This window comes from Thermodesulfobacteriota bacterium (assembly GCA_040758155.1).
In the GTDB taxonomy this organism is placed as follows: Bacteria; Desulfobacterota; Deferrimicrobia; order Deferrimicrobiales; family Deferrimicrobiaceae; genus UBA2219.
Map to the genome: position 1 here is coordinate 1 of JBFLWB010000174.1, position 24,130 is coordinate 24,130.

Annotated in this window: 17 protein-coding genes; 4 read left to right on the top strand and 13 right to left on the bottom strand. The window is 66.9% G+C overall.

What is annotated here, in order from left to right; translation table 11 throughout:
* Positions 1-88: 88 nt before the first annotated feature.
* The 3 genes from AB1346_12010 to AB1346_12020 all read left to right on the top strand — a co-directional run bounded on the left by AB1346_12010 (position 89) and on the right by AB1346_12020 (position 3,707).
* Entirely contained in the window at positions 89-1,603 is a 1,515-nt protein-coding gene (locus AB1346_12010; protein MEW6721166.1) for a hypothetical protein, read from the top strand.
* A 71-nt stretch (positions 1,604-1,674) separates the two neighbouring features.
* Entirely contained in the window at positions 1,675-2,619 is a 945-nt protein-coding gene (locus AB1346_12015) for a Gfo/Idh/MocA family oxidoreductase (GenBank protein ID MEW6721167.1), read from the top strand.
* A complete protein-coding gene (locus AB1346_12020) occupies positions 2,616-3,707 on the top strand; it encodes a DegT/DnrJ/EryC1/StrS family aminotransferase (GenBank protein ID MEW6721168.1) in 1,092 nt (363 codons plus the stop codon). The genes AB1346_12015 and AB1346_12020 overlap by 4 nt, the downstream gene beginning before the upstream one ends.
* A 14-nt stretch (positions 3,708-3,721) precedes the next feature.
* Here the strand turns inward: AB1346_12020 and AB1346_12025 are convergent, their stop codons facing one another.
* The 5 genes from AB1346_12025 to AB1346_12045 are packed head-to-tail and all read right to left on the bottom strand — an operon-like array spanning position 3,722 to position 8,838.
* Entirely contained in the window at positions 3,722-5,125 is a 1,404-nt protein-coding gene (locus tag AB1346_12025; protein MEW6721169.1) for an enolase C-terminal domain-like protein, read from the bottom strand.
* A gap of 15 nt (positions 5,126-5,140) precedes the next feature.
* Positions 5,141-6,133: a tripartite tricarboxylate transporter substrate binding protein gene (locus AB1346_12030; GenBank protein ID MEW6721170.1), complete on the bottom strand. Its 993-nt coding sequence runs from the start codon at positions 6,131-6,133 to the stop codon at positions 5,141-5,143.
* A 36-nt stretch (positions 6,134-6,169) separates the two neighbouring features.
* Positions 6,170-7,699, bottom strand: coding sequence for a tripartite tricarboxylate transporter permease (locus AB1346_12035; GenBank protein ID MEW6721171.1), 1,530 nt, complete (start codon positions 7,697-7,699; stop codon positions 6,170-6,172).
* Positions 7,700-7,711: 12 nt separating this feature from the next.
* On the bottom strand, positions 7,712-8,164 hold the full coding sequence (locus AB1346_12040) for a tripartite tricarboxylate transporter TctB family protein (protein ID MEW6721172.1): 453 nt from the start codon (positions 8,162-8,164) through the stop codon (positions 7,712-7,714).
* Positions 8,161-8,838 carry a GntR family transcriptional regulator gene (locus AB1346_12045; protein ID MEW6721173.1) on the bottom strand — a complete coding sequence of 226 codons (678 nt, stop codon included), beginning with the start codon at positions 8,836-8,838 and terminating at the stop codon, positions 8,161-8,163. Before AB1346_12045 ends, AB1346_12040 begins: the two co-directional genes overlap by 4 nt.
* Positions 8,839-9,029: 191 nt before the next feature.
* Here AB1346_12045 and AB1346_12050 point away from each other — a divergent pair, with 191 nt between their 5' ends.
* Positions 9,030-11,267: a thioredoxin domain-containing protein gene (locus AB1346_12050; GenBank protein ID MEW6721174.1), complete on the top strand. Its 2,238-nt coding sequence runs from the start codon at positions 9,030-9,032 to the stop codon at positions 11,265-11,267.
* A 10-nt stretch (positions 11,268-11,277) separates the two neighbouring features.
* On the opposite strand, the gene AB1346_12055 is transcribed toward AB1346_12050, so the two are convergent.
* From AB1346_12055 to AB1346_12090, 8 genes are all read right to left on the bottom strand, one after another.
* Positions 11,278-12,123 carry a dienelactone hydrolase family protein gene (locus AB1346_12055; GenBank protein MEW6721175.1) on the bottom strand — a complete coding sequence of 282 codons (846 nt, stop codon included), beginning with the start codon at positions 12,121-12,123 and terminating at the stop codon, positions 11,278-11,280.
* Between the two features lie 133 nt (positions 12,124-12,256).
* On the bottom strand, positions 12,257-13,102 hold the full coding sequence (locus AB1346_12060; protein ID MEW6721176.1) for a hypothetical protein: 846 nt from the start codon (positions 13,100-13,102) through the stop codon (positions 12,257-12,259).
* 295 nt (positions 13,103-13,397) lie between these two features.
* On the bottom strand, positions 13,398-13,754 hold the full coding sequence (locus AB1346_12065; protein ID MEW6721177.1) for a response regulator: 357 nt from the start codon (positions 13,752-13,754) through the stop codon (positions 13,398-13,400).
* The gene (locus AB1346_12070) at positions 13,751-15,406 is read right to left on the bottom strand and encodes a PAS domain S-box protein (protein MEW6721178.1); all 1,656 of its coding nucleotides are present in this window, start codon (positions 15,404-15,406) and stop codon (positions 13,751-13,753) included. The genes AB1346_12065 and AB1346_12070 overlap by 4 nt, the downstream gene beginning before the upstream one ends.
* A complete protein-coding gene (locus AB1346_12075; GenBank protein ID MEW6721179.1) occupies positions 15,403-18,420 on the bottom strand; it encodes a PocR ligand-binding domain-containing protein in 3,018 nt (1,005 codons plus the stop codon). The genes AB1346_12070 and AB1346_12075 overlap by 4 nt, the downstream gene beginning before the upstream one ends.
* A 5-nt stretch (positions 18,421-18,425) precedes the next feature.
* Positions 18,426-19,313, bottom strand: a complete 888-nt coding sequence (locus AB1346_12080; protein ID MEW6721180.1) for an NrtA/SsuA/CpmA family ABC transporter substrate-binding protein — start codon at positions 19,311-19,313, stop codon at positions 18,426-18,428.
* Positions 19,314-19,506: 193 nt separating this feature from the next.
* Positions 19,507-21,483 carry an ATP-binding protein gene (locus AB1346_12085; protein MEW6721181.1) on the bottom strand — a complete coding sequence of 659 codons (1,977 nt, stop codon included), beginning with the start codon at positions 21,481-21,483 and terminating at the stop codon, positions 19,507-19,509.
* 7 nt (positions 21,484-21,490) lie between these two features.
* Positions 21,491-24,130 (bottom strand): CheR family methyltransferase (locus tag AB1346_12090; protein MEW6721182.1); only part of this gene is annotated, 2,640 nt, incomplete at its 5' end.

The following is a 24,130-nucleotide window of genomic DNA, read 5'->3' on the forward strand; positions in this document are numbered from 1 at the left end:
CACCGTGAAATAACCGCCGGACATGCCCGGGGCGGCGGGAGACCGCCGTCCCGGGCCGGCCCGCCATCGCGGGTGGCGGAGGCGAACGATGCCTGCCCTGGCCCTTTCGTTCCTGTCGGCGCTCCTGTGGTTCCTTCCCCTCCCGCTCTCTCCTGCGGCCGCCGCCCCCAAGGGATCTCCCCCTGTTGCGATGGAGAAGCACGTCGATCCCGACGGCTCGTTCGCGCTGTACAAACCGCCGGGATGGCGGGTGGAGTCGCGCGCGATCGAAGGGGGGAAGGCCGTCGCGGTGACGGATCCCGGCGGCGACTCGGCCGTCTTCCTGCGGATCCGGAAGATGCGGGACCCCGGCGAGAAAGCCGCCGCGATCGCTTCCCGGACCTTGAAGGAGCTGCGCGCGGGCGCATCCGGATGGACCTTGGAGTGGGCCAGGAGCACAGCGGACCGCCGCCGCGCGGTAGCGGAATTCCGGTACGCGGGCGCCCGGAACGTCCCGATGCGCGGGAGGTACTATTTCAACGCGAAGTACCCCGACGCCACCGCGTTCGGGTACGTCGCGCCGGAGAAGGAGATCGAGCGGATCAGGCCCACCCTGCTCTCGGTGATATCGAACTTTACGATCCTCGATCCGTCCGCGCGCGGGAAGGAAGCTCCTCCGCCCCGCCGGGCGCCCGGGATCGCGGAGCTCCCGCTGGAGAAAAGGACGGCGAAAGACGGCTCCTGCAGCATCCTGGCGCCGAAGGGCTGGAAGCTGGACGCGGGAAAGGGGCAGCTTCTTTGCGTGCCGCCGGGAGACGGCATCGCCGGCTTCATCGCCGCGCCGGTCGAATTCCGGGGACCGTCGCGGCTCCCCTATTTCCAGGCTCCGAACGTTCCGGGGACGATCCGGTCCCCGTATCTCCCCCCGGCGGACGCGCTGATCCTGGGGATGCGGGCGTGGGGGTCGAGGAACCACAAGGTGATCGAGCGCGCATCCGATCCGGGACGGGCGCGCGAGGCATCCGCCTTCCTGAAAAGGGGCGTCGACATCGAGGTCGCGTCGATCGCCTTCGACAGCCGGACCGGCGTCCCGTGCCGGGGATACTATGACGTGACCGGGTTCCATCCCATGCCTTCCGGCCAATGGGGGATCAACGTCATCGGGATCTGGGCGCCGCAGAAGGAGCTGGCCGGCTACCTGCCGACGCTCGCCCGGATGGCCGAGAGCTACAGCGTCGACCGGCAGTTCGCGGACAAGTACGTCCGGGAGGGGATGGAGAAAGTGCGCCGGATGGCCCGGCAGACCTCCGAAATGGTCGCCCGGAACGCCGGGGAGATCCGGGAAAGCTCGATGGCTGCCTATCGGGAGCGGCAGAAGAGCCAGGAGTACATCGACTACAAGCGGACCGGCTACATCCGCGGGGAACAGGAATGGGTGTCCGAGGCGGAAGGGGGCGCCCTCTACAAATCCGACCACTGGGGGCTGAGCCGGGAGGGAGAGCGGGTCGTCGAAGGGCAGGAATACAACTATTACAACTTCAAGGGGAAGAATCCCCGCTACAACGAGATCATGACCCCCGTCGACATCTCCCGGGAAGTCTACGAAAGCGTCCACGGCAAGTAAGGGCCGCAGGAGCGGCAACTATGGTATATTCCGGGCCGGCGGTCGATTCCTTAGGGAGGTGCGTCTCGTCGATGCGGAAGATCCGGGCGGCGGTCGTGGGGGTCGGGTACCTCGGCCGTTTCCATGCCGAGAAGTACGCGGAGCTCCCCGACGCGGAGCTCGTCGCGGTGGTCGACATCGACCGCGGACGGTGCGAGGAGCTGGCCCGGAAACTGGGGACCCGGGCCTTCGTAGACTACAGGGAGGTCATCGACCGGGTCGACGCGGTCAGCGTCGTGGTGCCCACCCAACACCACCACGAGGTCGCGAAGGAGTTCCTCGAAAGCGGGGTCCACGTCCTCCTGGAGAAGCCGATCGCCGCGACGCTCGAGGAGGCCGACGATCTCGTCCGGATCGCGGGCCAAAAAGGGGTCGTCTTCCAGGTGGGGCACCTGGAGCGCTTCAACCCGGTGGTCCTGGCGCTCGACGGGGTCCTCCGCCGCCCCCGCTTCGTGGAGTCCGTCCGCATCGCCCCGTTCAAGCCGCGCGGGACCGACGTGAACGTCGTCCTGGACCTGATGATCCACGACATCGACATCATCCGCACCATCGTGGGGTCCGAAGTCAAGACGATCCACGCGGTCGGAGCGCCGGTCTTCACGGGGGAAGAAGACATCGCCAACGCCCGCATCGAGTTCGAGAACGGCTGCGTCGCCAACGTCACCGCGAGCCGCATCAGTTTAAAGAGCGAGCGCAAGACGCGGATCTTCCAGGCCGACGCCTACGTCTCCGTCGATTTCCAGAACCGCAAGCTGCTGGTGGCGCGCCGGGGGGAAGGGGAAATGATGCCCGGCGTGCCCAACGTCCTGGTGGAGGAGAAGAGCTTCGAGCCGGGCGATGCGCTCCGGGAGGAGATCTCCTCCTTCCTCCGTTCCGTCGCGACGGGCGCCCCCCCGAAGGTTTCCGGCAGGGACGGCCGGATGGCGCTGGAGATCGCGCTGATGATCAACAAAAACTTCCTGAAGGTGTCCCCATGATTCCGATGGTCGACCTGAAGACCCAGTACCGGAACCTGCGGGGCGAAATCGACGGCGGCCTGCTCGAAGCGCTGGAGAAAACGCAGTTCATCCTCGGGCCCAACGTGGCGGACTTCGAGCGGGAGGCGGCCGCCTACCTCGGGGCGAAGCACGCCGTCGCCGTGGCTTCCGGGACGGACGCGCTGCATCTCGCCCTCCTCGCCGCAGGGATAGGTCCCGGGGATGAAGTCGTCACCTCGCCGTTCACCTTCATCGCCACCGCGGAAGCCATCCGCTACGTGGGAGCGATGCCGGTCTTCGCGGACATCGACCCGGGCACCTTCAATCTCGATCCGTCGAAGGTCGAGGCGGCGCTCACCCCCAGGACCCGCGCCGTCCTTCCGGTGCACCTTTTCGGGCAGCCCGCGGACATGGCCGCCATCGGGGAGATCTGCCGGAAGCGCGGGCTCCTCGTCGTGGAGGACTGCGCCCAGTCCTTCGGCGCGGCCGCCGGCGGGCGCATGACGGGCACCTTCGGGCTCCTCGGCGCCTTCAGCTTCTTCCCCAGCAAGAACCTCGGCTGCTACGGCGACGGCGGGATGGTCACGACCGATTCCCCGGAGCTGGCGGAGAACGTGCGGATGCTGCGCAACCACGGGAGCAAGGTGCGGTACCATCACTCCGTCATCGGGTTCAACAGCCGTCTCGACGAGCTGCAGGCGGTCGTCCTGCGCGTTAAGCTGAAGCGGATCGACTCCTTCAACGAGGGGCGCCGCCGCGTCGCCCGGCTCTACTCCGGACGCTTCACGGGCACGCCGGTGGTCCCTCCCGCCGAGGACGGCAGGGGAACCCACGTCTATCACCAGTACACGGTGCTGACGGAGCGCCGCGACGCCGTCATGAAGGCGCTGGCCGGCCGCGAGATCGCCTCGGCCGTCTACTATCCGGTGCCCCTCCACAAACAGGAGGTGTTCGCCGCGGAATGCCGCGGCCTCTCGCTCCCCGTCGCCGAGGAGACCGCGTCCCGCTGCCTGTCTTTGCCCATCTTCCCGGAGATGACCGACGCCCAGGCGAACGAAGTCGCCGACGCCGTGCTGGGAGCGGTTTAAGGGGTACGCGCCGGTCAGCGCACCATGCTGGGCCGCTTGGGATCGTAGCTCCAGCCTGGGATCAGGATCCGCATGGCCGCGGCGTCGTCCCGCGCCCCCGCCCCTACTTTCCTGTAGAGTTCGTGCGCCTCCCCGATCCGGCCCATGTCGATCTCCACGCCCAGCCCCGGCTTCTTCGGAACCTCCACCATCCCCGCGGCGATCCGGAACGGTTCCCGGGTCAGGCGCTCCCGACCCTCCTGCCAGATCCAGTGGGTATCGATGGCGGTGATCCGCCCCGGGGCGGCGGCCGCCACGTGCGTGAACATCGCCAGAGAGATGTCGAAATGGCTGTTGGAGTGCGACCCCCAGGTCAGCCCCCATTCCTGGCAGACCTGCGCGAGCCGCACCGACCCCTGCATGGTCCAGAAGTGCGGGTCCGCCAGCGGGATGTCGACGGCGTCAAGGCGGACCGAATGCCCCATCTGCCGCCAGTCGGTTGCGACCATGTTCGTCGCCGTGGGGATCCCGGCGGCGCGGCGGAACTCCGCCATGACTTCCCGGCCCGAGTAGCCGTTCTCCGGGCCGCACGGGTCCTCGGCGTACGCCAGCACGTCCTGCCGGCCGCGGCAGATCCGGACCGCCTCGTCCAGCGACCATGCCCCGTTCGGGTCGAGCGAGACGCGGGCGCCGGGGAAACGCCGCGCCAGGGCGGCCACGGCTTCCATCTCGGAGGCGCCGTCCATCACGCCGCCCTTCAGCTTGAAATCCGCAAACCCGTACCGCTCGTGCGCCGCCTCGGCGAGGCGGACGATTTCACCGGGCGTCAGGGCAGGCTCGTTGCGCAGCCGCAGCCACCCGTCCCCGGCGCCGGGATCGGCATGGTAAGGAAGATCGGTCCTGCCCCGGTCGCCGATGTAGAAAAGGTACGCCAGCATTTTCACGGCGTCCCGCTGCTGCCCGGCGCCCAGCAGCGCGGCGACCGGCATCTCCAGGAACTGTCCGAGCAGATCCAGCAACGCCGCTTCGATCGCAGTGAGAACGTTGTCCGCGCGGAGGTTGATCTCGTGCGGCTGCGCAAGGACCGCCGCCTCGCCTTCGGAGGCCACCTCGTGCACGATGGATCGGACCGCCGCCGCGCCCCCCCCCGTCAGCCGGCTCCGCACGCCGTTGACGATGTCGTTGAAAGCGCCGATCGGTCGGCCGACCACCAGCGGCTTGACCTTCTCCAGCGTCCGGCGGATCCCCTCGCCCCCGGGGACCTCGCCGGCCCCGGTGCGCCCCGAACTGTCCGAAAGCAGCACGACGTTCCGGGTGAAAAACGGGCCGTGCGCGCCGCACAGGTTCAGCAGCATGCTGTCCCGGCCGGCGACGGGGATGACCTGCATCCCCGTCACGACCGGCACTCGCCCGCTTTTACCTTTCGCCGACATATTCATCGGATTTCCGAACCGCTATTTCGGCTCCAACCCAAGCTGTTTCACGAGCTTGCCGTAATCCCCGGAGGCCTGGACCATGAACTTGCCGAAATCTTCCGGCCCCAGGTAGAGCACCGGCTGGGAGATCTCCTGCATCGACTTCCGGAAATCCGGATCGGCGCAGACCTTTTTGAACACGTCGGCGTAGTAGGCGATGACTTCCTTCGGCGTGTTCTTGGGGACTGCGATCCCCTTCACCGACCCCCAGGTGTGGAACCTGATCCCCTGCTCGATCAGGGTGGGAACGTCCGGAAGGGACGGGTCGCGATCCGGGGTCGCGATCGCGATGGCCCGGACCCGGTTCGATTTGAGCGGGACGATGACCTCGGAGGGATGCCCACCTCCCATGTCGGTCTGGCCGCCCATCAGGGTGGTCATGGCCTCCGCGCCGCCCTTGTGGGGAATCGAGGTGATCTCGATCCCGGTGGTGGAGGCGATCCCCCGGATGACCAGGTCGACGGCGCCGGCGGTCAGTCCCACCGAGGCGGTGAGAGGCCGCTTCTCCTTTTTCGCCAGGTCGATCAGTTCCTTCATGTTCTTTGCCGGCGAGCTCGCCGGGACCAGCACCACGACCGTATGGATCGACAGCCGGGCCACCGGCTCGAGGTCGCGGAACGGATTGTACTCGACCTTCTGGATGTGCGGCATGACCAGGTCGTGGCCGGAGCCGTATCCCAGGGCGAGGGTGTAGCCGTCCGGCTTCGCCCGCGCCACGGCGGTCGCGCCGACGACGCCGCCTCCGCCGGTCTTGTTGACGACCAGCAGCGGCTGCGGGCAATACTTCGACCACACCTTCTCCACCGCGCGCCCCAGCAGGTCCGTGGAACCGCCGGCCGCGCCCGGGACGATCACCGTCACCGGCTCCTTCGGCACCCATCCCGCCGCCTCCGCCCCTCCGGCGACAACGATCGCCCCCGCGAGCGCCAGCGCGGCGACGATCGCCATTCCGCTGCGAATTCGAATGCCCATGCCCCTTCCTCCTCTCCTTGTCCCGTGGTTGACGTGCTACCCGTTTTCCGTGAGTCCCCCGACGGCCTGCCCGGCGTCCGCGGTCTTCCTTTTCCTCCATCCGACATACAGCTGGACTGCGAGCGCGATGAAAAAGAGGGCCATCAGCGTGCCCGAGATCGGCCGTGTCAGAAATATGGACAGGTTTCCCCGTGACATCAGCAGCGACTGCCTCAGGGAGTTCTCGATCAGCGGGGCGAGGATGAAGGACATGATCATGGGCCCCGGTTCGAAGTCCAGTTTCCTCAGCAGGTATCCCAGGACGCCGAAGGCGATGAATGCGTAGATGTTGAAGGTGTCGTTGGCCAGGCTGTAGCAGCCCACCGTCGTGAACAACACGATGACGGGGCCGAGGATGCCGAAGGGAACCTTCAGCAGCTGCACCCATACGCCGACCAGCGGCAGGTTCAGGATCAGCAGGATGACGTTGCCGATGTACATGGAGGCGATGACGCCCCAGAAGATGTCGGGGTTGTTCGAGATCAGGAACGGGCCCGGCGTGACCCCCTGGATCAGCAGGGCCGCGAAGATCAGCGCCGTGGAGGCGTTGGCCGGGATGCCCAGCGTGAGGAGAGGGATGAAGGACGAGTTCGAGGCGCCGTTGTTGGCCGATTCGGGGCCGGCGACGGCGGCGATGGCCCCTTTCCCGAATTCGTCGGGATTCTTTGCGACCCGCTTCTCCACCGAGTAGGACGCCAGGGACGCGATGACGGCCCCCCCGCCGGGAATGACGCCGACGAAGAATCCGATCAGCGAGCCCCGGAAAATGGCCCACCGGGACTCCGCCCAGTCCTTCGCCGTCGGAAAGAGCTTGCCGATCTTCGTGGTCGCGTACTCGACCGCGTCCTTCCGCTCCAGCGTCAACAGGATCTCGCTGAGGCCGAACACCCCGATCGCCAGCGTGACGAAGTCGAAGCCGTTCTGCAGGGCGACGAAGCCGAACGTGAAACGTTCCTTGCCGGAAATGGGATCGAGCCCCACGTTGGCCAGGATGATCCCCGCGAACATCATGATCGTGCCCTTGATCGGAGAATGTCCCGAAAGGAAGACCGCCAGCAGGAGGCCGAACAGCATCAGGGCGAAGTATTCGGGAGCGCCGAAGCGGAGCGCGAACTCGGCCAGCGGGGGAGCGAGGAAGGTCAGGCCGACGACCCCGACCGTGCCGGCGATGAAAGACCCGATTGCGGCCACCGCGAGCGCCGCGCCGCCCCTGCCCTGCTTCGACATCTCGTAGCCGTCGATGCAGGTGACCACCGACGCGGCCTCCCCGGGCAGCCGCATCAGGATGGACGTGGTGGAGCCGCCGTACATCGCCCCGTAGAAGATCCCCGCCAAAAAGATGATGGAGGTCGCCGGGCTGCCCATCGTATGAACCATGGGCAGGAGCAGGGAGATGGTCGCCGCAGGCCCCAGCCCGGGCAGAACGCCCACCGCGGTTCCCAGCATGGAGCCGAGAAAGCAGTAGAGCAGGTTGGTGCCGCTCGAGGCGACGGAAAAACCGTTCAGCAGCCCCTGGAACGTTTCCATGGTCCCCGCCCCCTAGAAACCGACGAATCCCTTCGGCACCGATACCCGAAGCAGATAGACGAAGATCAGGTACATGAACAGGCAGGCGAGGGCGGAGACGATCATCGTCTTGACCCAGGGTTCCCGTTCGATCAGCGATTGCCACACGACGAGGAAGACCAGCGTGGATAGGGTGTAGCCGAGCCGTTCCATGGTGGCGGTGTAGACCAACATCAGGAAGACGGCGATCAGCGGGACCTTCCAGCTCCCCTTCGTCCAGAACGGGCTGGAGCCGGCTTTCCGCTTCAGGCTTCCCGCCAGCCAGAACCCGGCGACGGCAACGATGCCGGCGCCGCAGACCGCGGGGAACATCCCGGGGCCCGGCTTGCGGACGGAGCCCACCTGTAGCGTGGCGATCGTGTAGGAAACGACCGCGGCACCGAATAGAATCGCGAGGACGGCCGCCCTGCGCTCCTGGATCGTCATTGCGAACGCTCCCGGCGGTCGGTTTCCTTCAGGAACTCCGTCACGCCGATCTTGCCGGCCTCGATGTGCCTCGTGAGCGCACTCTTCACTTCCTCCAGGGACCCGGACCTGTAGGCATCGAAGATCTCCCAATGCTCCCTCTGGCCGGCCGTGTTCTTCCGGAGCCGCGTCATGTACCACTGGAAATTCTGGGCCTTGTACAGACGGGTCAGCTTTTCGTTGTTCACCCAGAGGATCGGCTGCATATGCAGCTTGATGTCCAGCTTGCTGTACTGGATGAAATCGAGTTTCGGGGCCGCCAGCAGGTCGTCCAGCCGGACCAGTATCTCCTCGAGCGACCGCAGCCGCCCGTCATCGATCCGCCCGATCGCCAGTTCGGCCGCCCGGAGTTCGAACATCAGCCGGACGTCCAGGAGGTCGTGGATGTCCTTCGCCTCCATCCTGGCGACGAACGTGCCGCGCCGCGGGACGACGGCGATCAGTCCGTCCACCGACAGCCGCTGGATCGCATCGTTGACGGGGGTCCGGCTGACGCCCAATTTCCTGGCGAGTTGGTTCACGTCCAGGCGGGATCCGTTCGGGATCTCGTGCTGGAGGATGGCGGATTTCAGAGCGTCATATACCAGGTCGTTCAGGCCGGGGTTGCGGGGAATGTCCAGGAGTCCCTCGAACATTTTCGACCCTCCAAGCCGTTCCGGCTGCCGTGAAATTTCACATTTCACCATAAAGATGTGCCATCGCGATGTCAATGTCAACGTATTTTCGATCCGCTTGCGTCCCGTTATCCGGGGGCGCCGTATCCTGTCGGTCCGTTGGGCGGGGGAATCCCCGCCGGGGGCCGCGGAATCTTATTTCAATGGAAAAAATGCCGTCGTACAGTGCTCCTCCCGGCTCGCCCGGGGCTGACCCTGAGCTGCTCGACCGCTACGCGCGGGCGTTGCGGGCCCGCGGCGCGGAGTATCGCCCGAGGACGCGCCATCTCGGGGCGGACGGCCGGGCGAGATACACGAACCGGCTTTTCCTCGAAACAAGCCCCTACCTTCTCCAGCACGCGCACAATCCGGTCGACTGGTATCCCTGGGGGGACGAGGCGTTCGAGCGGGCCCGGCGGCTCGACCGCCCCGTGTTCGTCAGCATCGGCTATTCCACCTGCCACTGGTGCCACGTCATGGAGGAGGAATCGTTCGAGGACGAGGAGATCGCCCGGTTCCTGAACGAGCGCTATGTCGCCGTGAAGGTGGACCGGGAAGAGCGCCCCGACGTGGACGCGATCTACATGAAGGCCGTCCAGGGTTTCTCCGGGACCGGCGGATGGCCGCTGAGCGTGTGGCTGACACCGGACCGGAAGCCGTTCTTCGGCGGCACCTACTTTCCCCCGCGGGACGCCCGCCCCGGGCTGGGAAACGGTTTCCTCGAGATCCTGGCGGCGCTGTCGGACAGCTATTCCTCCATGCATTCGGAGGTCGAGGATATCTGCGGGAGGGCTACGGAATTCGTCCGCCGCTCGCTGTCGCCGGAAGGCGGGGACGACCTTCCCGGCGCCGGACCGATGAACGACGCGGCGCGCTTCTACCGCGAGCGTTTCGACGACGAATACGGAGGGATGGCCTCGGTCCCGAAATTTCCCAGCCATCTTCCCGTCCGCTTCCTTCTCCGGTACCACCGGCGCACGGGAGACGGGACGTATCTCGACATGGCGCGGAGGACGCTCGAGGCGATGGCCGCCGGGGGGATCTGCGACCACGTGGGGGGAGGATTCCACCGATATTCGACGGACCGGACGTGGCTCATTCCCCATTTCGAGAAGATGCTCTATGACAACGCGCTCCTGGTCCCCGCCTACCTGGAAGGATACCAGGCCGCCGGCCGGAGCGATTTCGCGCGGGTCGCGCGGGAGACGCTGCGCTTCATCGAGCGGGACATGACCTCGCCGGAAGGCGCGTTCTACTCCGCCACCGACGCGGACAGTCCCGCCGATGGCGGCCCCCGGCAGGAAGGGGCCTTCTTCACGTGGACGCCGGCGGAGCTGGATGAGGCGCTGGGTCCGGAACGCGCCCGGATCGTCTCCCGGTATTACGGGGTGACCGGCAGCGGGAATTTCGAGGGGCGCTCGATCCTCCACGTATCATCCCCTTCGGCCGCAGCAGCACGGCAGCTAGGGATTCCGGAATCGGAACTGGAGGGCGTCCTCCTGGAGGCGAAGGAGGAACTATACCGCGTGAGGAACCGTCGGCCCGCCCCGATCCGGGACGAGAAGATCCTGACCGCGTGGAACGGATTGGCGATCTCCGCCTACGCCCGCGCGGGGCTCGTGCTGGACGATCCCGGCTACGTCGAGCGGGCGTGCCGGGCCGCGCGGTTCCTGCTGGAAAATGCCTTCCGGGACGGGCGGCTGTACCGGACATGGAAGGACGGGGAGGCGAGGCATCCCGCCCTGCTGGAGGATCACGCGTTCCTCGTCGCGGGATTCCTGGACCTGTACGAGGCCTCCGCGGACCCGTCGTGGCTGTCCGAGGCGGTCGCTCTGGATGCCGTCATCGAGGAGCGGTTCGAGGACACGGAGCGCGGCGGATTCTACCTGACCGCGCCCGGTCACGAGGAGCTGCTCGTCAGGGAAAAGCCGATGTACGACGGCGCGGAGCCAGCCGGGTCTTCGGTCGCAGTGATGAACCTCCTCCGGCTCCATGAGTACACGACGGATCCGCGATACCGGGAGCGCGCGGAAAAGACGCTCCGTTATGCGGCGCCGACGCTGAACGGCAGCCCGATCTCGCTCTCCGAGATGCTGCTTGCGCTCGACTTCTTCCTCGACACGCCCAAACAGATCGTCGTCGTCGTGCCGAAGGGTGCGGCGAAGGGCGATGCCGCGCCTCTCCTCTCCGCGTTTCGCGGCCTGTTCCTCCCGAACCGGGTCCTGGCGATAGTGCGGGAGGGACGGGAGCAGGAGCAGGCGGCGGAGATCATCCCGACGGTCCGCGAAAAGGAAACCGCGGGCGGCCGGGTTACCGCGTATGTCTGCGAAGGGCGTACCTGCATGGCGCCCACGAGCGAGCCGGACGAGTTCCTGCGCCAGGCGGGAACGGTTCGACCGCTCCCCACATGAATCCTGAGCATCAGAGGTGCTTCTTCAGATGTTCGACCGCTTCCTTCCATGCCTTTCGCGATGCGGCGAGGTTCGCTCCGTCCCTGCCGTCCTGCGCCCGCAGGAAACCGTGCCCCGCGCCCGGATAGGTGTGCTCCGTGAAGGACTTGCCCAGCTCCTTCATCCTCGCCATGGCCGGACCCACCGTCGCGTTGACGCGGGCGTCGTCTCCGCCGTATAAGCCGAGCACGGGCGCGCGGATCGCCGCCAGCGCGCTGTTGTCGGGGGATGTTCCATAGAAGACCACCGCGGCCCCGAGGTCGGCCCGCATCGTGGCGTACGAAAAGCTCTGCGCCCCGCCCCAGCAAAACCCCATGGTGGCGACCTTCCCAGTAGCGGCCGGCAGCGCCTTCCCGTAGCGCGCGGCGGCGTCCAGGACCGCGGCGACGTCCGCGGGACCGAGGCTGCGAACCGCCTTCACGACGTCGTCCCGGGAGGCGAACTTGTCGGTCCCGCCTCCGCCCGGCCCCTTTCCCGACAGGAAATCGGGAGCGACGGCGATGAATCCGTCCGCGGCGAGCCGGTCCGCGACCGACCGGATCCAGTCGGTCAGGCCGTAGATCTCGTGGATCACCAGGACGACCGGCGCCTTGTCCTTCCGCTCGGGGTATGCGACGAACGCCGCGGCCTTTGCGCCGCTTTCGGGAACGGCGATATCGACCCATTCGTGGTGCCGGGGAGACCGCTCCAGCGCCATCTTGGCGCCGGCCTCGCCGGGAGGGATGGCCGGGTCCGCGGCCCCCCCGGAAGCGTGGACCGCCGCCGTCACGACCACGAGGATTACGACGAACAACGGAACAAGCGCATTCCTCCTCATGTCCGGGTGCCCTCCGCATTTTCCTGAAAAGATGACAGCGGGGAGCGAAACGATTCCCCGTCTTCGCAATGCCCTTACCTGTCTTATAGCGGGATTCTGATCCTGCATGTCATTGCCGTTGAGGGAAGTGCCGCTATTGTGTGGTAATCGGCCCCATGCGGACGACCTCGAAGTCGGTCCCCGTCAGCGTTTTCAGCGTGTTCAGCTCCCCGTCGTTCCAGCGGGGGTCCGGCGCCCCGGAGAGGTACCAGCTGCTCCCGTTGTCGGCCAGGATCATGCCGTAGGTCTTGAGCGCCTGGAGGATCACGCGGGCGCTCGGGGGAAATCCCGTGATGTCGAATCCCGCCTTGAGGCGGACGCGCATCCCCATGGGCGGCAGATCGGCATCCGTATAAGCGCTGGCAAAGTGACGGGCGGGGTTCACGTAGGCGCGGCGGGTGCGGGACGCCGTGAAGCGCAGGGCATGGCGGATGACCCCCTGTTCCGTCACCTCGTCGTATCGGACCAGCCCCGGGAAGATCGGCAATCCCGCCGCGTCGGCGGAGGTCCAGCCCGCGGGGCGCAGCGCGTTCGAACCGAGGTCGAACACGGCGCCGGAGCCCGCGGTGAAACCCGCTCCGGACGGGTACGCGGCGAACAGCTCGAACAACGTCCAGTGGTCCCGGTCGATCACGAGGATGTGCCGGTCCCCCTGCGAATCCGCCCCGCCCTCGATCGGAGCGCCGGGAGGGATCGGGTACGGGCCCGGATCGCTTTCCTCTGCGTACTGGAACGAAACGGGCACGCCGGGGGTGTCTCCCAACACGACGATGTACGGGATCCCGAACGGACCGCCGTTCCAGTCCGCGCCGAAGTCCGGATGGAAATGGGCGTTCCTGCCGATGCGGTCGATGATCGCGTCGGAGGCCGGGTCAACCGGCTCCTGATCGATGGGCGTGTTCCACGGGTTGTCGTCCGGGAACGGGCGGGCGCCACGCAAACTTGCGTTCGCTCCAAGGTCGGGAACGGCCGGCGTGCCGCCTGGAGGGTCGCCCGGGAGGGGTGCCTGGACCGCGGAGGAGCTTCCTCCTCCGCCGCAATCGGAGACGGCGATGAATATCGCAACCGGCAGCATAAAGGCGCGAATGCGCGTCCTTAAAGTCCCTTCCATTTCCGGGAAACAAGCAATCGTCATACCGCTCGGTATTTCGCGGAATTGCACGTCTTTAGGAACCACGTTGCGTTACGGAAATGTAACAGTACCCGAAACGTGATCGAAATCGCGAAAAGCGGCGTTATACCCGATGCAGCAATTCCACCAGGAGGTCGACGTCCAGCGGCTTCGCAAGGATGGCGAGCGGGTGCACCTCCCTTGCCTTGGCGAGCGTTTCCGGGTCTTCCAGTCCGGTCATGAAGATCACCGGGATCTTGAGGCGCCCGGCGATTTCCCGTGCGGCGCCCAGCCCGTCGATCGAACCGCGGATGCGGACGTCCATGAGGACGACGTCGGGACCCAGCCTCTCCGCCGCGCGCACGGCTTCTTCGCCGTTGTCCACGACGCCCGCGACGCCGATGCCCTGCAGCGGGATCACATCCGCGAGGGCCATGGCGTGGATGGCCTCGTCTTCCACGATGAGCACTTTCTTGGTCATGCCCGCGCCGCCAGCTCCGCGAGGAGCGCTTTCTTCTCCGCCAGCGATTCCCGGAGCGCCTCCTCCATCCGCCTGCGCTCCGTGATGTCTTGGACGGTCCCGAACCCGCCGAGCAGGGCCCCCCGGGCATCGAATTCCAGCTCCGCCTTCTCCCGGACCCACTTCACGTTCCCGCCCACGACGATCCGGTGCTCGATGTCGTAGGATTCTCCCCGCAGCGCGGCCGTCCATTTCATGTCGACGTAATCGCGATCGTCGGGGTGCACGGTCGAGAGGAAGGATTCGTACGAAAGCCGCGTCCCCGCCGGGACGCCGAAGATCCGGTGCGCTTCCCCGGACCAGAACAGCTCGTTCCGGCGGACGTCCAGCCGCCAGCTCCCCGTCCGGGACACGGCCTGCGCGCGGACGAGGTCCTCCTCGCTGCGCCGCAACGCCTCGAGCGCGAGCTCGCGGTCCTCGGCCAGCCTGGCGAGCTTCATCTCCGCGTCTTTTCGCTCGCTGACGTCCCGGCTGGAGCCCACGACGAACGTGAACCGCCCGTCGGGACCCGGCATCGGCGCGAGGATGTTCTCGTGGGTCCCCCGGACGCCTGCGGGGCTCACGTAGCATGTCTCGTTCACGACGACCTCCTTCGTCCGCAGCACCTTTTCCATCGCCTCCCGGAAGGCGGCTTCCACCACCTCCGGGTAGTCCAGTTCGCGCATGGTCTTTCCGATCGCCTGCTCCGCGGTCCTGCCCCAGAGGTCGAGGAGCTTCCGGTTCGCGAAGGCGAAGCGTCCCTCGGGGTCGAGGATGTAGAGGTAGTCCTGCACCGAGGAAAGGATCGCGTTCAGCTCGCGGGTCCGCTTCTCCAGCTCCGCGACGGCCCGTTGCCGCTCCGCCTCGGCGCGGCGCTTTTCCGTGACGTCGTGGAACACCAGCACCGCGCCGATCATCCGTCCGGCCGCGTCCCGGATCGGCGACGCGCTGTCCTCGATGGGAACGGCGCGCCCTTCCCGGGTCAGGAGCGCCGTGTGGTTGGAAAGCGTAACGGGCATGCCTTCGCGCAGCACGCGCGCCACGGGATCCGGCGCCGGCTGCCCGGTCCTCTGGTCGACGATCCGGAACAGCTCGGCGATGGGCCGTCCCGCCGCCTCCTCGACCGTCCAGCCGGTCAACGCCGCGGTCACGGGATTGATGAAGGCGACCCTTCCGGAGGCGTCGGTGGCGATCACCGCGTCCCCGATGCTGGTGAGGGTGACGCGCAGCCATTCCCGCTGCTCCTCGAGCCGCCGGTCCGCCTGATGTTTATAGAGGCCCAGCTCGATCTGCGCCACCAGGTCGCGCTCCTCGAACGGCTTGAGGACGTAGCCGGCCGGTCCCGTGACCTTGGCGCGCGAGATCGTCGCGGCGTCGGAATGGGCGGTCAGGTAGATCACCGGCACGTCGTATCGTTCCCGGATCGCCCGCACCGCGTCGATCCCGTCCACGTCCCCTTCCAGCTTGATGTCCATCAGGACGAGCTGCGGCCGCAGGCGCAGCGCCGCCTCCACGGCCTCCCCGCCGTCGGAAGCGATGCCGATCACCTCGTATCCGAGGCGGCCCAGCTTTCCTTCCAGGTCGGCCGCGACGATGGCCTCGTCTTCCACGATGAGGATGGTGGGGCCGCTCATTCGCCGTCCCTCCCGAACGTGATCGTGAATGCGGTTCCCGCGCCGCTCTCGAAGTTCACATCGGCGCGCAGCTGTTTCGAGAGCATGTGCACCAGCCGCAGCCCCAGCGACCGGGTCTGGCCCAGGTCGAACCCCTCCGGCAGCCCGACGCCGTCGTCCCTGACGGCCATCGTCACCTCTCCTCCCTGCCCGTCGCCGTGGAGCGAAACGAGGACCTCGCCGTCGGTCCGGCCGGAAAAGGCGTGCTTCAGCGCGTTGCTGACCAGCTCGTTCAGGATGAGGCCGCACGGAACCGCCGTGTTCACCGGGAGCCAGACCGGCTCCATGTCCTTGGAAAGCCGGATTCCGGCGCGCGCCGCCCCGAGGGAACGCCAGAGGGAATCCAGCAGGCTCTCCGCGTACTCGGAAAACTCGATCCGCGCGAGATCGGCGGTCTGGTACAGCTTTTCGTGGACGATGGCGATGGAGCGCACCCGGTGGGTCACGTCCTGGAGGATGGAGCGGACGGAGGCGTCCTTCGCCGAGTCGGCCTGCAGCGCGACCAGGCTGGAGATGACCTGCAGGTTGTTCTTCACCCGGTGGTGGATCTCCTTCAGCAGCACTTCCTTTTCCCCGAGCAGCGCCCTCAGGCGCTCCTCGCTCGCCCGCAGCGCGTCCTCCGCCCGCTTCCGCTCGGTGACGTCCCGGGCGTCCACCACCGCCCCGACGATCGCCCCTCTCTCGTCGCGGATGGGACCGACGCTGTAGCTTCCGACCCAGCTGTCGCCCGTGTCCTTCCGGCGCACGGTGTACTCGGCATTGGAGACCGTTTCGCCCCGAAGGGCGCGAGGGACCGCCCACATGTCCGCGGGAGCCGGTTCCCCGTTTTCCAGCGTAAGATCGAGGATCGCCCTGTACTCGGCCATGGACCTGGCGCAATCGTCCCCGTTTCGGAACCGGTGGAACGTCGTGAAGGCCTGGTTGAAGTGGATGACCCGCTCTTCCGCGTCGACAATGAACACGGCGTCGGTCATGCTGTTCATGGCCGCGTCCAGCTTCGCGCGGCTCTCCCGTAGCGACTCGTTCAGGCGGTCCCGCTCCGCGAGCAGCCGGGCGAGCTTGGCGTTGCTGAACCCGTGCGTCGACAGCATGTCCGCGAGCTTCCGGATGAACTCCATGCCGCGGTCCACGCTCTCCCGGCTCAGCCGCGGTACGCGGTCCAGAGCCGCCAGGTACTCGGCCTCGTCGAAGCCCAGCGCGCCGGCCTTCGAGCGGTAGATCTCCCGGTCGACCGCTTCGCCGTCGAAGAAGAACTGCCCGGTGAAGACGTTCCCGACGTGCTTTCCCCCCACGTAAACGGGCGTGGCCATGTCCCACATGTCGTTCTTGCACTTGTACAGCCGGCACTCGCCCTGCGCGAGGCCTGCCGACAGGACGGTGTCGCTCTCCACGCAGGCCCGCGAGGTGACAGGGTGCATCCGGTGGAAGCGCACGCAGATGTCCTGCCACCCCACGCCCACCAGCACGCGCCCCGCGGTGTCGATGAGGGCCATCGGGATTCCCGCCACCGCGTAGAAATCGTCGAGGATGCTCTGGAGCGCGGGGATGTCGATCAGGTCCGCCAGCGAGAGGACGCCCAGGTCGCCCTCCGGCGAAAGCACGCTCTCCAGCTTCCGCCGAACGCTCTCCTCGCTCGCGCGCACCGCCGCCTCCGCTTCCTTGAGGGCGGTGATCTCCGCGGCGTAGATGTTGACGTACTCCTCGCCCGCCGGGCGGACGGCCGTCACGCCGAAGGTCCGTCCATCCGCGTCGGAAACCTCCTCGTGGACGACCCGGTTCACGGCGCCGGCTTCGGCGACGACCCCGCGCAAGGCGTCGGGAACCTGCGAACCGGAACGCCATCCCATCGCCGACAGCAGGCGCAGCGAAGGCGCGTTGGCGTACAGCAGCGAGCCGCCGATGGTGCACCGCATCACGGGATTGGGGTTCTCCTCCGGGAATTGCGACAGCCGCCGCAACGCCTCCTCGACGTGACGGCGCGCGGAGATGTCGCGCGCGACGGCGATGCCGCCGACGATCCGGCCCGCCCCGTCGCGGATCGGCCCCGCCGAGCACAGCAGCGACACGCGCTCCCCGCGCGCGTCGAACTGGACGATCTCCGCGTCCCGGACGACCTCGCCGTCCCGGACGGAGCGCACCAGAGGAATCTCCTCGAACGTCATGGGCGTTGTCCCGTCGGCATGGAACGCGTTCCACGCCTCCGCCGCCGCCTCGGCCTTCCCGTTTCGGGCGCCCTCCAGGAATCGGAGCCGCTCCCGGACCTCGGCGCTGATGATCGTCGGTTGCAGCGACGCATCCGTGATCACGATCCCTTCCGGCACGTATTCCATGAACGCCGAGAGCAGGCGGTCGCCCTCCTCGGCCTTGTCCAGCGCGCGCCGCAGCCCCTCCTCCGCCCTGACGATCTTCCGGCCGATGAAATAGGAGACCGCGGCGTTCACCGAGAGGAGGCCGACGATCAACGAGAGCGCCAGGAAGATCGCGCCTCTGCGCGAGGCTCTCATCCGGTCTTCGCTGAACCTGGAGAGGTGCCGGACGTCGTCGGAGATCAGTTGCGCCTGCATGGCGAGGTTGGCGAGGAGCAGCTCGGAGCGCTCGATCGCCGCTTCGTCCTCCGGCCGGGCGGACAACGCGACGAGGCTTTTCAGGGCGCTCTCGATCTCCTGCGTGCTCAGCCGGATCTGCCGGAGGTGGTACTTCTCCCTGACGTCCGAAGGAACGATCGCTTCGAGGCGCTTGTCGAGGGACGCCCGCACGTCCCGGAGCTGGCGGATGCGGTCCGGGTCCGGTTCCCCCTGGACCTCCGCGGCGAGGTGCCCCAGCGCATTGGCTTTCGCCCGAATTTCGCCGTAGGCCTTGACCATCTCCGTCTCCCTGCGAAAGTCGCGAAGGAGGAAGTAGACGATGGCGACGACGAGGACGGATACGGCCATCGTCATGAACACGGTCAGCAGGATCCGGGTCCGGGTCCGCATGGCCTCTACCGGTACACCGTGACGGATTCCGGCGCCACTTCGTCCAGGATCCCGGGGGAAAGGTACTCAAGGACGTCGGGCGGCTTCCCGTCCTGCCCCGATCGCCGCATCCGCCACCGCGTGAAGACCCGGAGGTTCGTGACGACGGACTGGCTCAGGGAGACGTCGAGGTGCGTCCTGTTCCATGCCTCCTGCGCGTAGTCGGGATCGACGCCCAGCCTGCGGACGACGATCCCTCTCGCCTCCTCCTCGTTGGCGCGCGTGAAATTCTCCGCCCGGATCAGCGCTTTCAGGAGCCTTTTCAACGGTTCGGGAGACTGGAGGGAGTCCTCCCGGACCACGAGGAGCCACTGGTAAGCGATGTTGTTCTGGCAGTCCCAGGCCACGACGTTCTCTCCGAGGAGCCGTTCCGCCCGGTAGGCGTAAAACTCGGACGCCGAGATCGCGTCCACCTCTCCCCGGGCCAGCGCTTCCGCATGCCGTCCCGCCGGAAGATCCACGGCCTTGACATCCCCGATCCGGAGGTTTTCCGTGACGAGGAAGGAATGCAGATAATATTCGCTGATCGTATCGGAAACGTAACCGATCCGCTTTCCCTTCAGATCGGAGGGCTTCCGGATGTTCCGGTCCTTTCGCGCCACGATCCGGCTACCGGTCGTCGCCCCGATGGAAGCGAGGACCCGGAGGGAAGGATCGTTCAGGGCCCTCGTGGAGAATGCGAAGCAGGACGCGGTGGCCGCCTGGACTTTCCCTCGGGAAACCGCTTCGAGGGAGTCGCGCCCGGAATCCTTCGTCGCCAGCGATATTTCGATGCCTTCGTCCTTGAAAAAACCCTTTTCATGAGCGATGGCGACCAGCGAGGCGTTCGCCGTGGGCGATATCGCAAGGGCCATACGGACCGGAGGGGTCGAGGCATTGCGATCCGCGCCCGGACGGCATCCGGCTGCGGCGAGCGAAACGATCGATATCAGGGCTATGCATAGCCCGTTCCGACGCGAGGCTGACGTCACCTGGCCGGTCCCTCCCCAAGGAACCTGTTTTAAATACAGTAACACATCCCAGTAGTACTTCGCCGCGGAAGATTCGTCACCCCGAAGAAACGGCCGAAAGCGGCGGGAGAAGGATTGTAAAGAGGGCCCCCCCTCCTTCGCACGTCCCGGCCCGGAGGGTGCCGCCGTGTTCCGTGACGATTTTTCGGCTTATGCTCAGGCCGATCCCGGTTCCGCTGCCACGGGTGGTGAAAAACGGCTCGAACACCTTATCCCGGAGCTCTTCGGGAATGCCGGGCCCCGTATCCGCGACGGTGATCGCGATCTCGCCGTTCTCCATGGCGGAGGTCACCCGGATCCTGCGCTCGCCGTTCCGCCCCTCCATCGCCTGGACCGCGTTGGACAGCAGGTTCAGGAGGACCTGCTCCAGGAGGCGCTTGTCTCCCCGGCACGGAGGGAGGTCTTCCCGGAGCGACGCAAGGACCTCGACCCCGTTCCGGGCCAGCATGGATTCGGCGATCGCCAGCCCCTCCCGCACCACCTCGTTGACCGACAGCGGCGCCATCGGGACTGCCAGCGGGCGGGTGAAGTCGAGCGCGCGCCGGATGATGCTCTCGATCTTTCCGGAGGCGTCGTTGATCCTGTCGATCATGCGCAGGATCGGATCGCGCGCTTCCGGCGCCACGCCGTCCGCGTTCTCGACGACCCGCTTCATACCGGTGACGAGGACGTTCAGCGCCGACAGGGGGCTGCGCACTTCGTGGGCGATCCCGGAAGCCACCTTGCCGAGCGTCGCCATCCGTTCCTGCTTCAGCGTGAAGAGCTCCATCTCCTTCGTTTTCGACGTGTCCGACATGCTGACGAGGACCGCCGGGGCTCCAAGCCATTGGAAGGGGGTCATGCGCACGCTCACCCAGCGCAACTCCTCCCCGCTTTCCGGCCGGTGGCGCCGGATCCGGAGTTCCAGGTCCGGCGGTTCGGACTTGCCCGACAGGATCGAAACGTACCGTTTCCGGAACAGGACCGCGTCCGAAGCGTGGAACGCCTTCTCGATATCCGACAAGGAAACCGGGGTCCCCCTGGTCCCGAAGATCTCCGCCTGGTAAGGATTCATGAAAATCGCCCGGTCGCCGTCGAGGATGCAGAAGCCCACGGGCGCGCTGTGGACCAGCGTGCGGAACCGCTCCTCGCTATCGGCCAGTTCCCGCGCCGACCGCAGGCGGGCGATGAAGGAGCCGGCGAGGTTGGCCACGGACTCGAGGAACACACGATCCGTCGGCCCGAACGCCCAGAGGCGGGCGTCGTAGGCCTCGAGCGTGCCGAACGGGACGCTTTCCTCCGTCCGGATGGGGGCGATCGCCCCGCTTCTCGCCCCCGCACGCGCGAGAACGGGAGGCAGGCAGGCGCCGAGGTCGACCCTCAGGTCCGGGTACACGGCCGGCGCCTTCGTGTCGAGTACCGCCTCCGCGGCCGGATGTTCCCCCCCTTTCAGCCCGAAGGACCCTTTCCTGCCGCCGAACCCCCGTACGGAACGGGAAACGAGTCCGGAGCCGTCGGGCCGCCGCTCGAGAATCCATACCAGGGGGACGCGCAACGCCACGGCGACGTCGTTGACCACCGCATCGAGGAAATCCGGCAGGGGAGGATCGGTCAGCGCGAGCCGGCCCAGCGCCGCGACCACGCCGTGCAGGTTCGCCTGCCGCTCCAGGCCGTCCTCCCGGGCCCGGCGTTCGGTGACGTCGAACATCGCGAGGCGGAACACCGGGTCTTTCCCGTCGGCATCGTCGTGAAGTTCGCACAGGACATGGATCGCCCGCGACGGCGCGCGCGGCGGGGAGAGCGTCAGGTCGATCCCCTGGACCGCGCCCTCCTGCCGGCAGCGGCGCAGGCAGGAAAGGAACGCGGCGACGTTGCCTCGGGCGAGGAAAACGAAGAAGGGAAGGCTCGTCAGGGAACCGTCGGCGCCGAGCATCGCGCCGGCCGCAAGGTTTACGCGGAGGATGCGTCCCTTGATATCCAGCTCGACCAGCCCCATCGGACCGGACGGCCCCGAATCGATCTCCCGTCGTCGCATCGTTCCTTCACGAACCGCCGCCCGGAGGGAGCGCGTCCGGCCCCACCCGGATGGCGATGAGGATCAGCCCCCGCGGACTCCCTTCGATCTGCAGCGCGTTGAGGCGGCCCTTTTTCCGGACGCCGTCCCGCGTGGTGTACTCGTACGGGGAAAAATCGAGCGTCTCCCCCGTCCGGAGGGCATCGTGCAGCCGGTCCATCCACTCCGCGGACGTGAAATGGCCGTCGACTTCGTGGACACGGGCGCCTTCCGCCCCGTCGGGATCCACCCCGAACTCCTCGTAGAAGGCATGGTTCGCCAGCTCGACCGTCAGGTCGTCCCTCAAAACGATCATGGGCTCCCGGGCCATGTCGATCACCGCCCGCAGGACCCGGGTATGCTCCTCGACGCGCGCCTGCGCCCGCTTGACCGCCTCGATGTCGAGCAGCGTGATCACGGCGCCCTCGATCTTGTGGTCGATCGTCTTGTACGGCCGCATCCGCAGGGTGTACCACCGCTTGTCCTTCCCCACCACCTCGATGTCGACGGTCTGGAGCGAGTGCATCACGTCCAGCAGCTTGGCTTCCAGGTCGGGAACGTCGACGTTCAGCCGGATGTCCCCGATGGGCCTGCCGACGTCTCCCGGGATCAGCTTGAGCATCGTCTCCGCGTGCACCGTGAAACGGCGGATCCGCAGGTCGTGCCCCACCATGACGACCGGGACGTTCACGTTTTCGAGGAGGTTCACCAGGTCGTTGTTGATCTGCGCCAGCTCCTCGTTCCGGTTTGCAAGCTCCTCGTTGACGGTCGTCAGTTCCTCGTTGGCGGACTGCAGCTCCTCCTTCGCGGTTTCCAGCTCCTCGTTCGTGCTCTGGAGCTCCTCGTTGGCCGACTGGATCTCCTCGTTCGCCGAGCGCAGCTCCTCGTTCGTCGCCTCGTGCTCCTCGATGACGGCCTGGGTGTATTCGACCGTCGACTGGAGATCCTGCTCGAGCTGCCGGACGTACGTCTCCTTCGCCTTCGGCCCCTTCTCGCGGCCCGCCCCGTCCCGCGCGGGAATGCCGGGGGCCTTCTCCTTGAGGATGCGCCGCTCCACGGGATTTTCGAACAGCACGAGGAAATACGGCTCCGCCGATCCTCCCGTGCGGAACGGAAGCACCTCGAGGTTGATCTTTATCTTCCGTCCTCCCGTGTCCAGGGTCACCTGCTCCTTCCGCGTGGGGGCAAGGTGCTTCCTCGCCTTCTGGATGGCGACCCGGACCTCGGGACCGAGACCTTCCTTCAGGAGGCGGAAGAGCTTGAGGCTCGCCGTGCCGGGCGAAGGAGCGAGATACGGCCCCGTGTCGCCCCGGAACTGCAGGATCTCGAGGTTCTCGTTGACGAGGACTCCGGGCGGCGCGTACTGCGTCGCAACGAGGGCGTCCGCTTCCCGCTGCAGCCGCTCGACGCTGGGGGGACTGCTCGCCTCGATCCCCGCCGGGCCCGCGTTCAGGGCGCCGGTATCGCCCGGGATCGTGCCGAAGTCCAGCACGGGACGGAGGATCGTCGTCTTCCTCGTGTAGATCTTGTGCCGGTGATCCACCGGGGCGAACAGGTCGGTGAACTCCCCGACCGTCTCCGAGGTGCCCAGCACCAGGAAGCCGTTCGGCTTGAGGGAGTAGTGGAAGATGGGGAGGACTTTCCGCTGGAGAGTGGGCTTCATGTAGATCAGGACGTTGCGGCAGCTCAGCAGGTCCAGCCGGGAGAACGGCGGGTCCTTGGAGAGGTTCTGCCGCGAGAAGACGCACATCTCCCGGATGTGCTTCCCGATCTGGTAGCCGCCGTTCGCCTTGACGAAAAAGCGGCGCAGGCGCTCCGCGGACACCTCTCCGGCGATGGTCTCGGGGTAGTATCCGGCCCGGCACTGCTCGATGGACCGCTGGTTCAGGTCCGTCCCGAAGATCTGGATCGGCGTGACGGCCGCCGCCTTCCCGATCGCCTCGAGCAGCGAGATCGCGATCGAGTACACCTCCTCCCCCGTCGAGCATCCGGGAACCCAGATCCGGATCGGCTCCGAGCCGGTGCGTTTCTCCATGATCTGCGGGTACACCTTGTTTTTCAGGACCTCGAACAGCTCCGGGTCCCGGAAAAACGACGTGACGTCGATCAGCAGGTCGTCGAACAGCGCGAGCCGCTCCCCCGGGCGCTCCTTGAGATACCGGACATATTGCGGCACCTTCTCGATCTTGTGGAGAGCCATCCTCCGCAGGATCCGCCGCCTGATGGTCGCGAACTTGTATTGCGAGAAGTCGACGTCCGTGGATTCCCGCAACAGGGCGAAAATCCGCTCCGCCGGGCTCCCGTCGACCGCCATCTCCCGGCTCGACTCCTGGGCCGGCGGCCGCTTCGCCACGTACGGGTGCTTCGAGATGCGCATCAGCTCGTTCACGATCTTGTCGGGCTTCATGACGAAGTCGACGGCGCCGGTGGCCACGGCGCTGGCGGGCATGCCGGAATAACGGGCGCTCTCCATGTCCTGCGCGAAGGTGATCCCCCCTTCCGCCTTGATCCTGCGGGTCCCGAGGGCGCCGTCCGACGCCGTGCCGGAGAGGATGATCCCGATCGCGCGGTCCTTCATCTCCTCGGCGAGAGAGATGAAGAAGCTGTCGATGGGCATGTGCATCCCGGC

Bases quoted from the DNA above. Each gene is read 5' to 3' on its own strand.
- AB1346_12050 (MEW6721174.1), top strand. From the start codon at position 9,030: ATGCCGTCGTACAGTGCTCCTCCCGGCTCGCCCGGGGCTGACCCTGAG.
- AB1346_12070 (MEW6721178.1), bottom strand. From the start codon at position 15,406: ATGAGCGGCCCCACCATCCTCATCGTGGAAGACGAGGCCATCGTCGCG.
- AB1346_12035 (MEW6721171.1), bottom strand. From the start codon at position 7,699: ATGGAAACGTTCCAGGGGCTGCTGAACGGTTTTTCCGTCGCCTCGAGC.
- AB1346_12045 (MEW6721173.1), bottom strand. From the start codon at position 8,838: ATGTTCGAGGGACTCCTGGACATTCCCCGCAACCCCGGCCTGAACGAC.
- AB1346_12080 (MEW6721180.1), bottom strand. From the start codon at position 19,313: ATGGCCCTTGCGATATCGCCCACGGCGAACGCCTCGCTGGTCGCCATC.
- AB1346_12010 (MEW6721166.1), top strand. From the start codon at position 89: ATGCCTGCCCTGGCCCTTTCGTTCCTGTCGGCGCTCCTGTGGTTCCTT.
- AB1346_12075 (MEW6721179.1), bottom strand. From the start codon at position 18,420: ATGCGGACCCGGACCCGGATCCTGCTGACCGTGTTCATGACGATGGCC.
- AB1346_12015 (MEW6721167.1), top strand. From the start codon at position 1,675: ATGCGGAAGATCCGGGCGGCGGTCGTGGGGGTCGGGTACCTCGGCCGT.
- AB1346_12065 (MEW6721177.1), bottom strand. From the start codon at position 13,754: ATGACCAAGAAAGTGCTCATCGTGGAAGACGAGGCCATCCACGCCATG.
- AB1346_12085 (MEW6721181.1), bottom strand. From the start codon at position 21,483: ATGCGACGACGGGAGATCGATTCGGGGCCGTCCGGTCCGATGGGGCTG.
- AB1346_12040 (MEW6721172.1), bottom strand. From the start codon at position 8,164: ATGACGATCCAGGAGCGCAGGGCGGCCGTCCTCGCGATTCTATTCGGT.
- AB1346_12020 (MEW6721168.1), top strand. From the start codon at position 2,616: ATGATTCCGATGGTCGACCTGAAGACCCAGTACCGGAACCTGCGGGGC.
- AB1346_12055 (MEW6721175.1), bottom strand. From the start codon at position 12,123: ATGAGGAGGAATGCGCTTGTTCCGTTGTTCGTCGTAATCCTCGTGGTC.
- AB1346_12025 (MEW6721169.1), bottom strand. From the start codon at position 5,125: ATGAATATGTCGGCGAAAGGTAAAAGCGGGCGAGTGCCGGTCGTGACG.
- AB1346_12030 (MEW6721170.1), bottom strand. From the start codon at position 6,133: ATGGGCATTCGAATTCGCAGCGGAATGGCGATCGTCGCCGCGCTGGCG.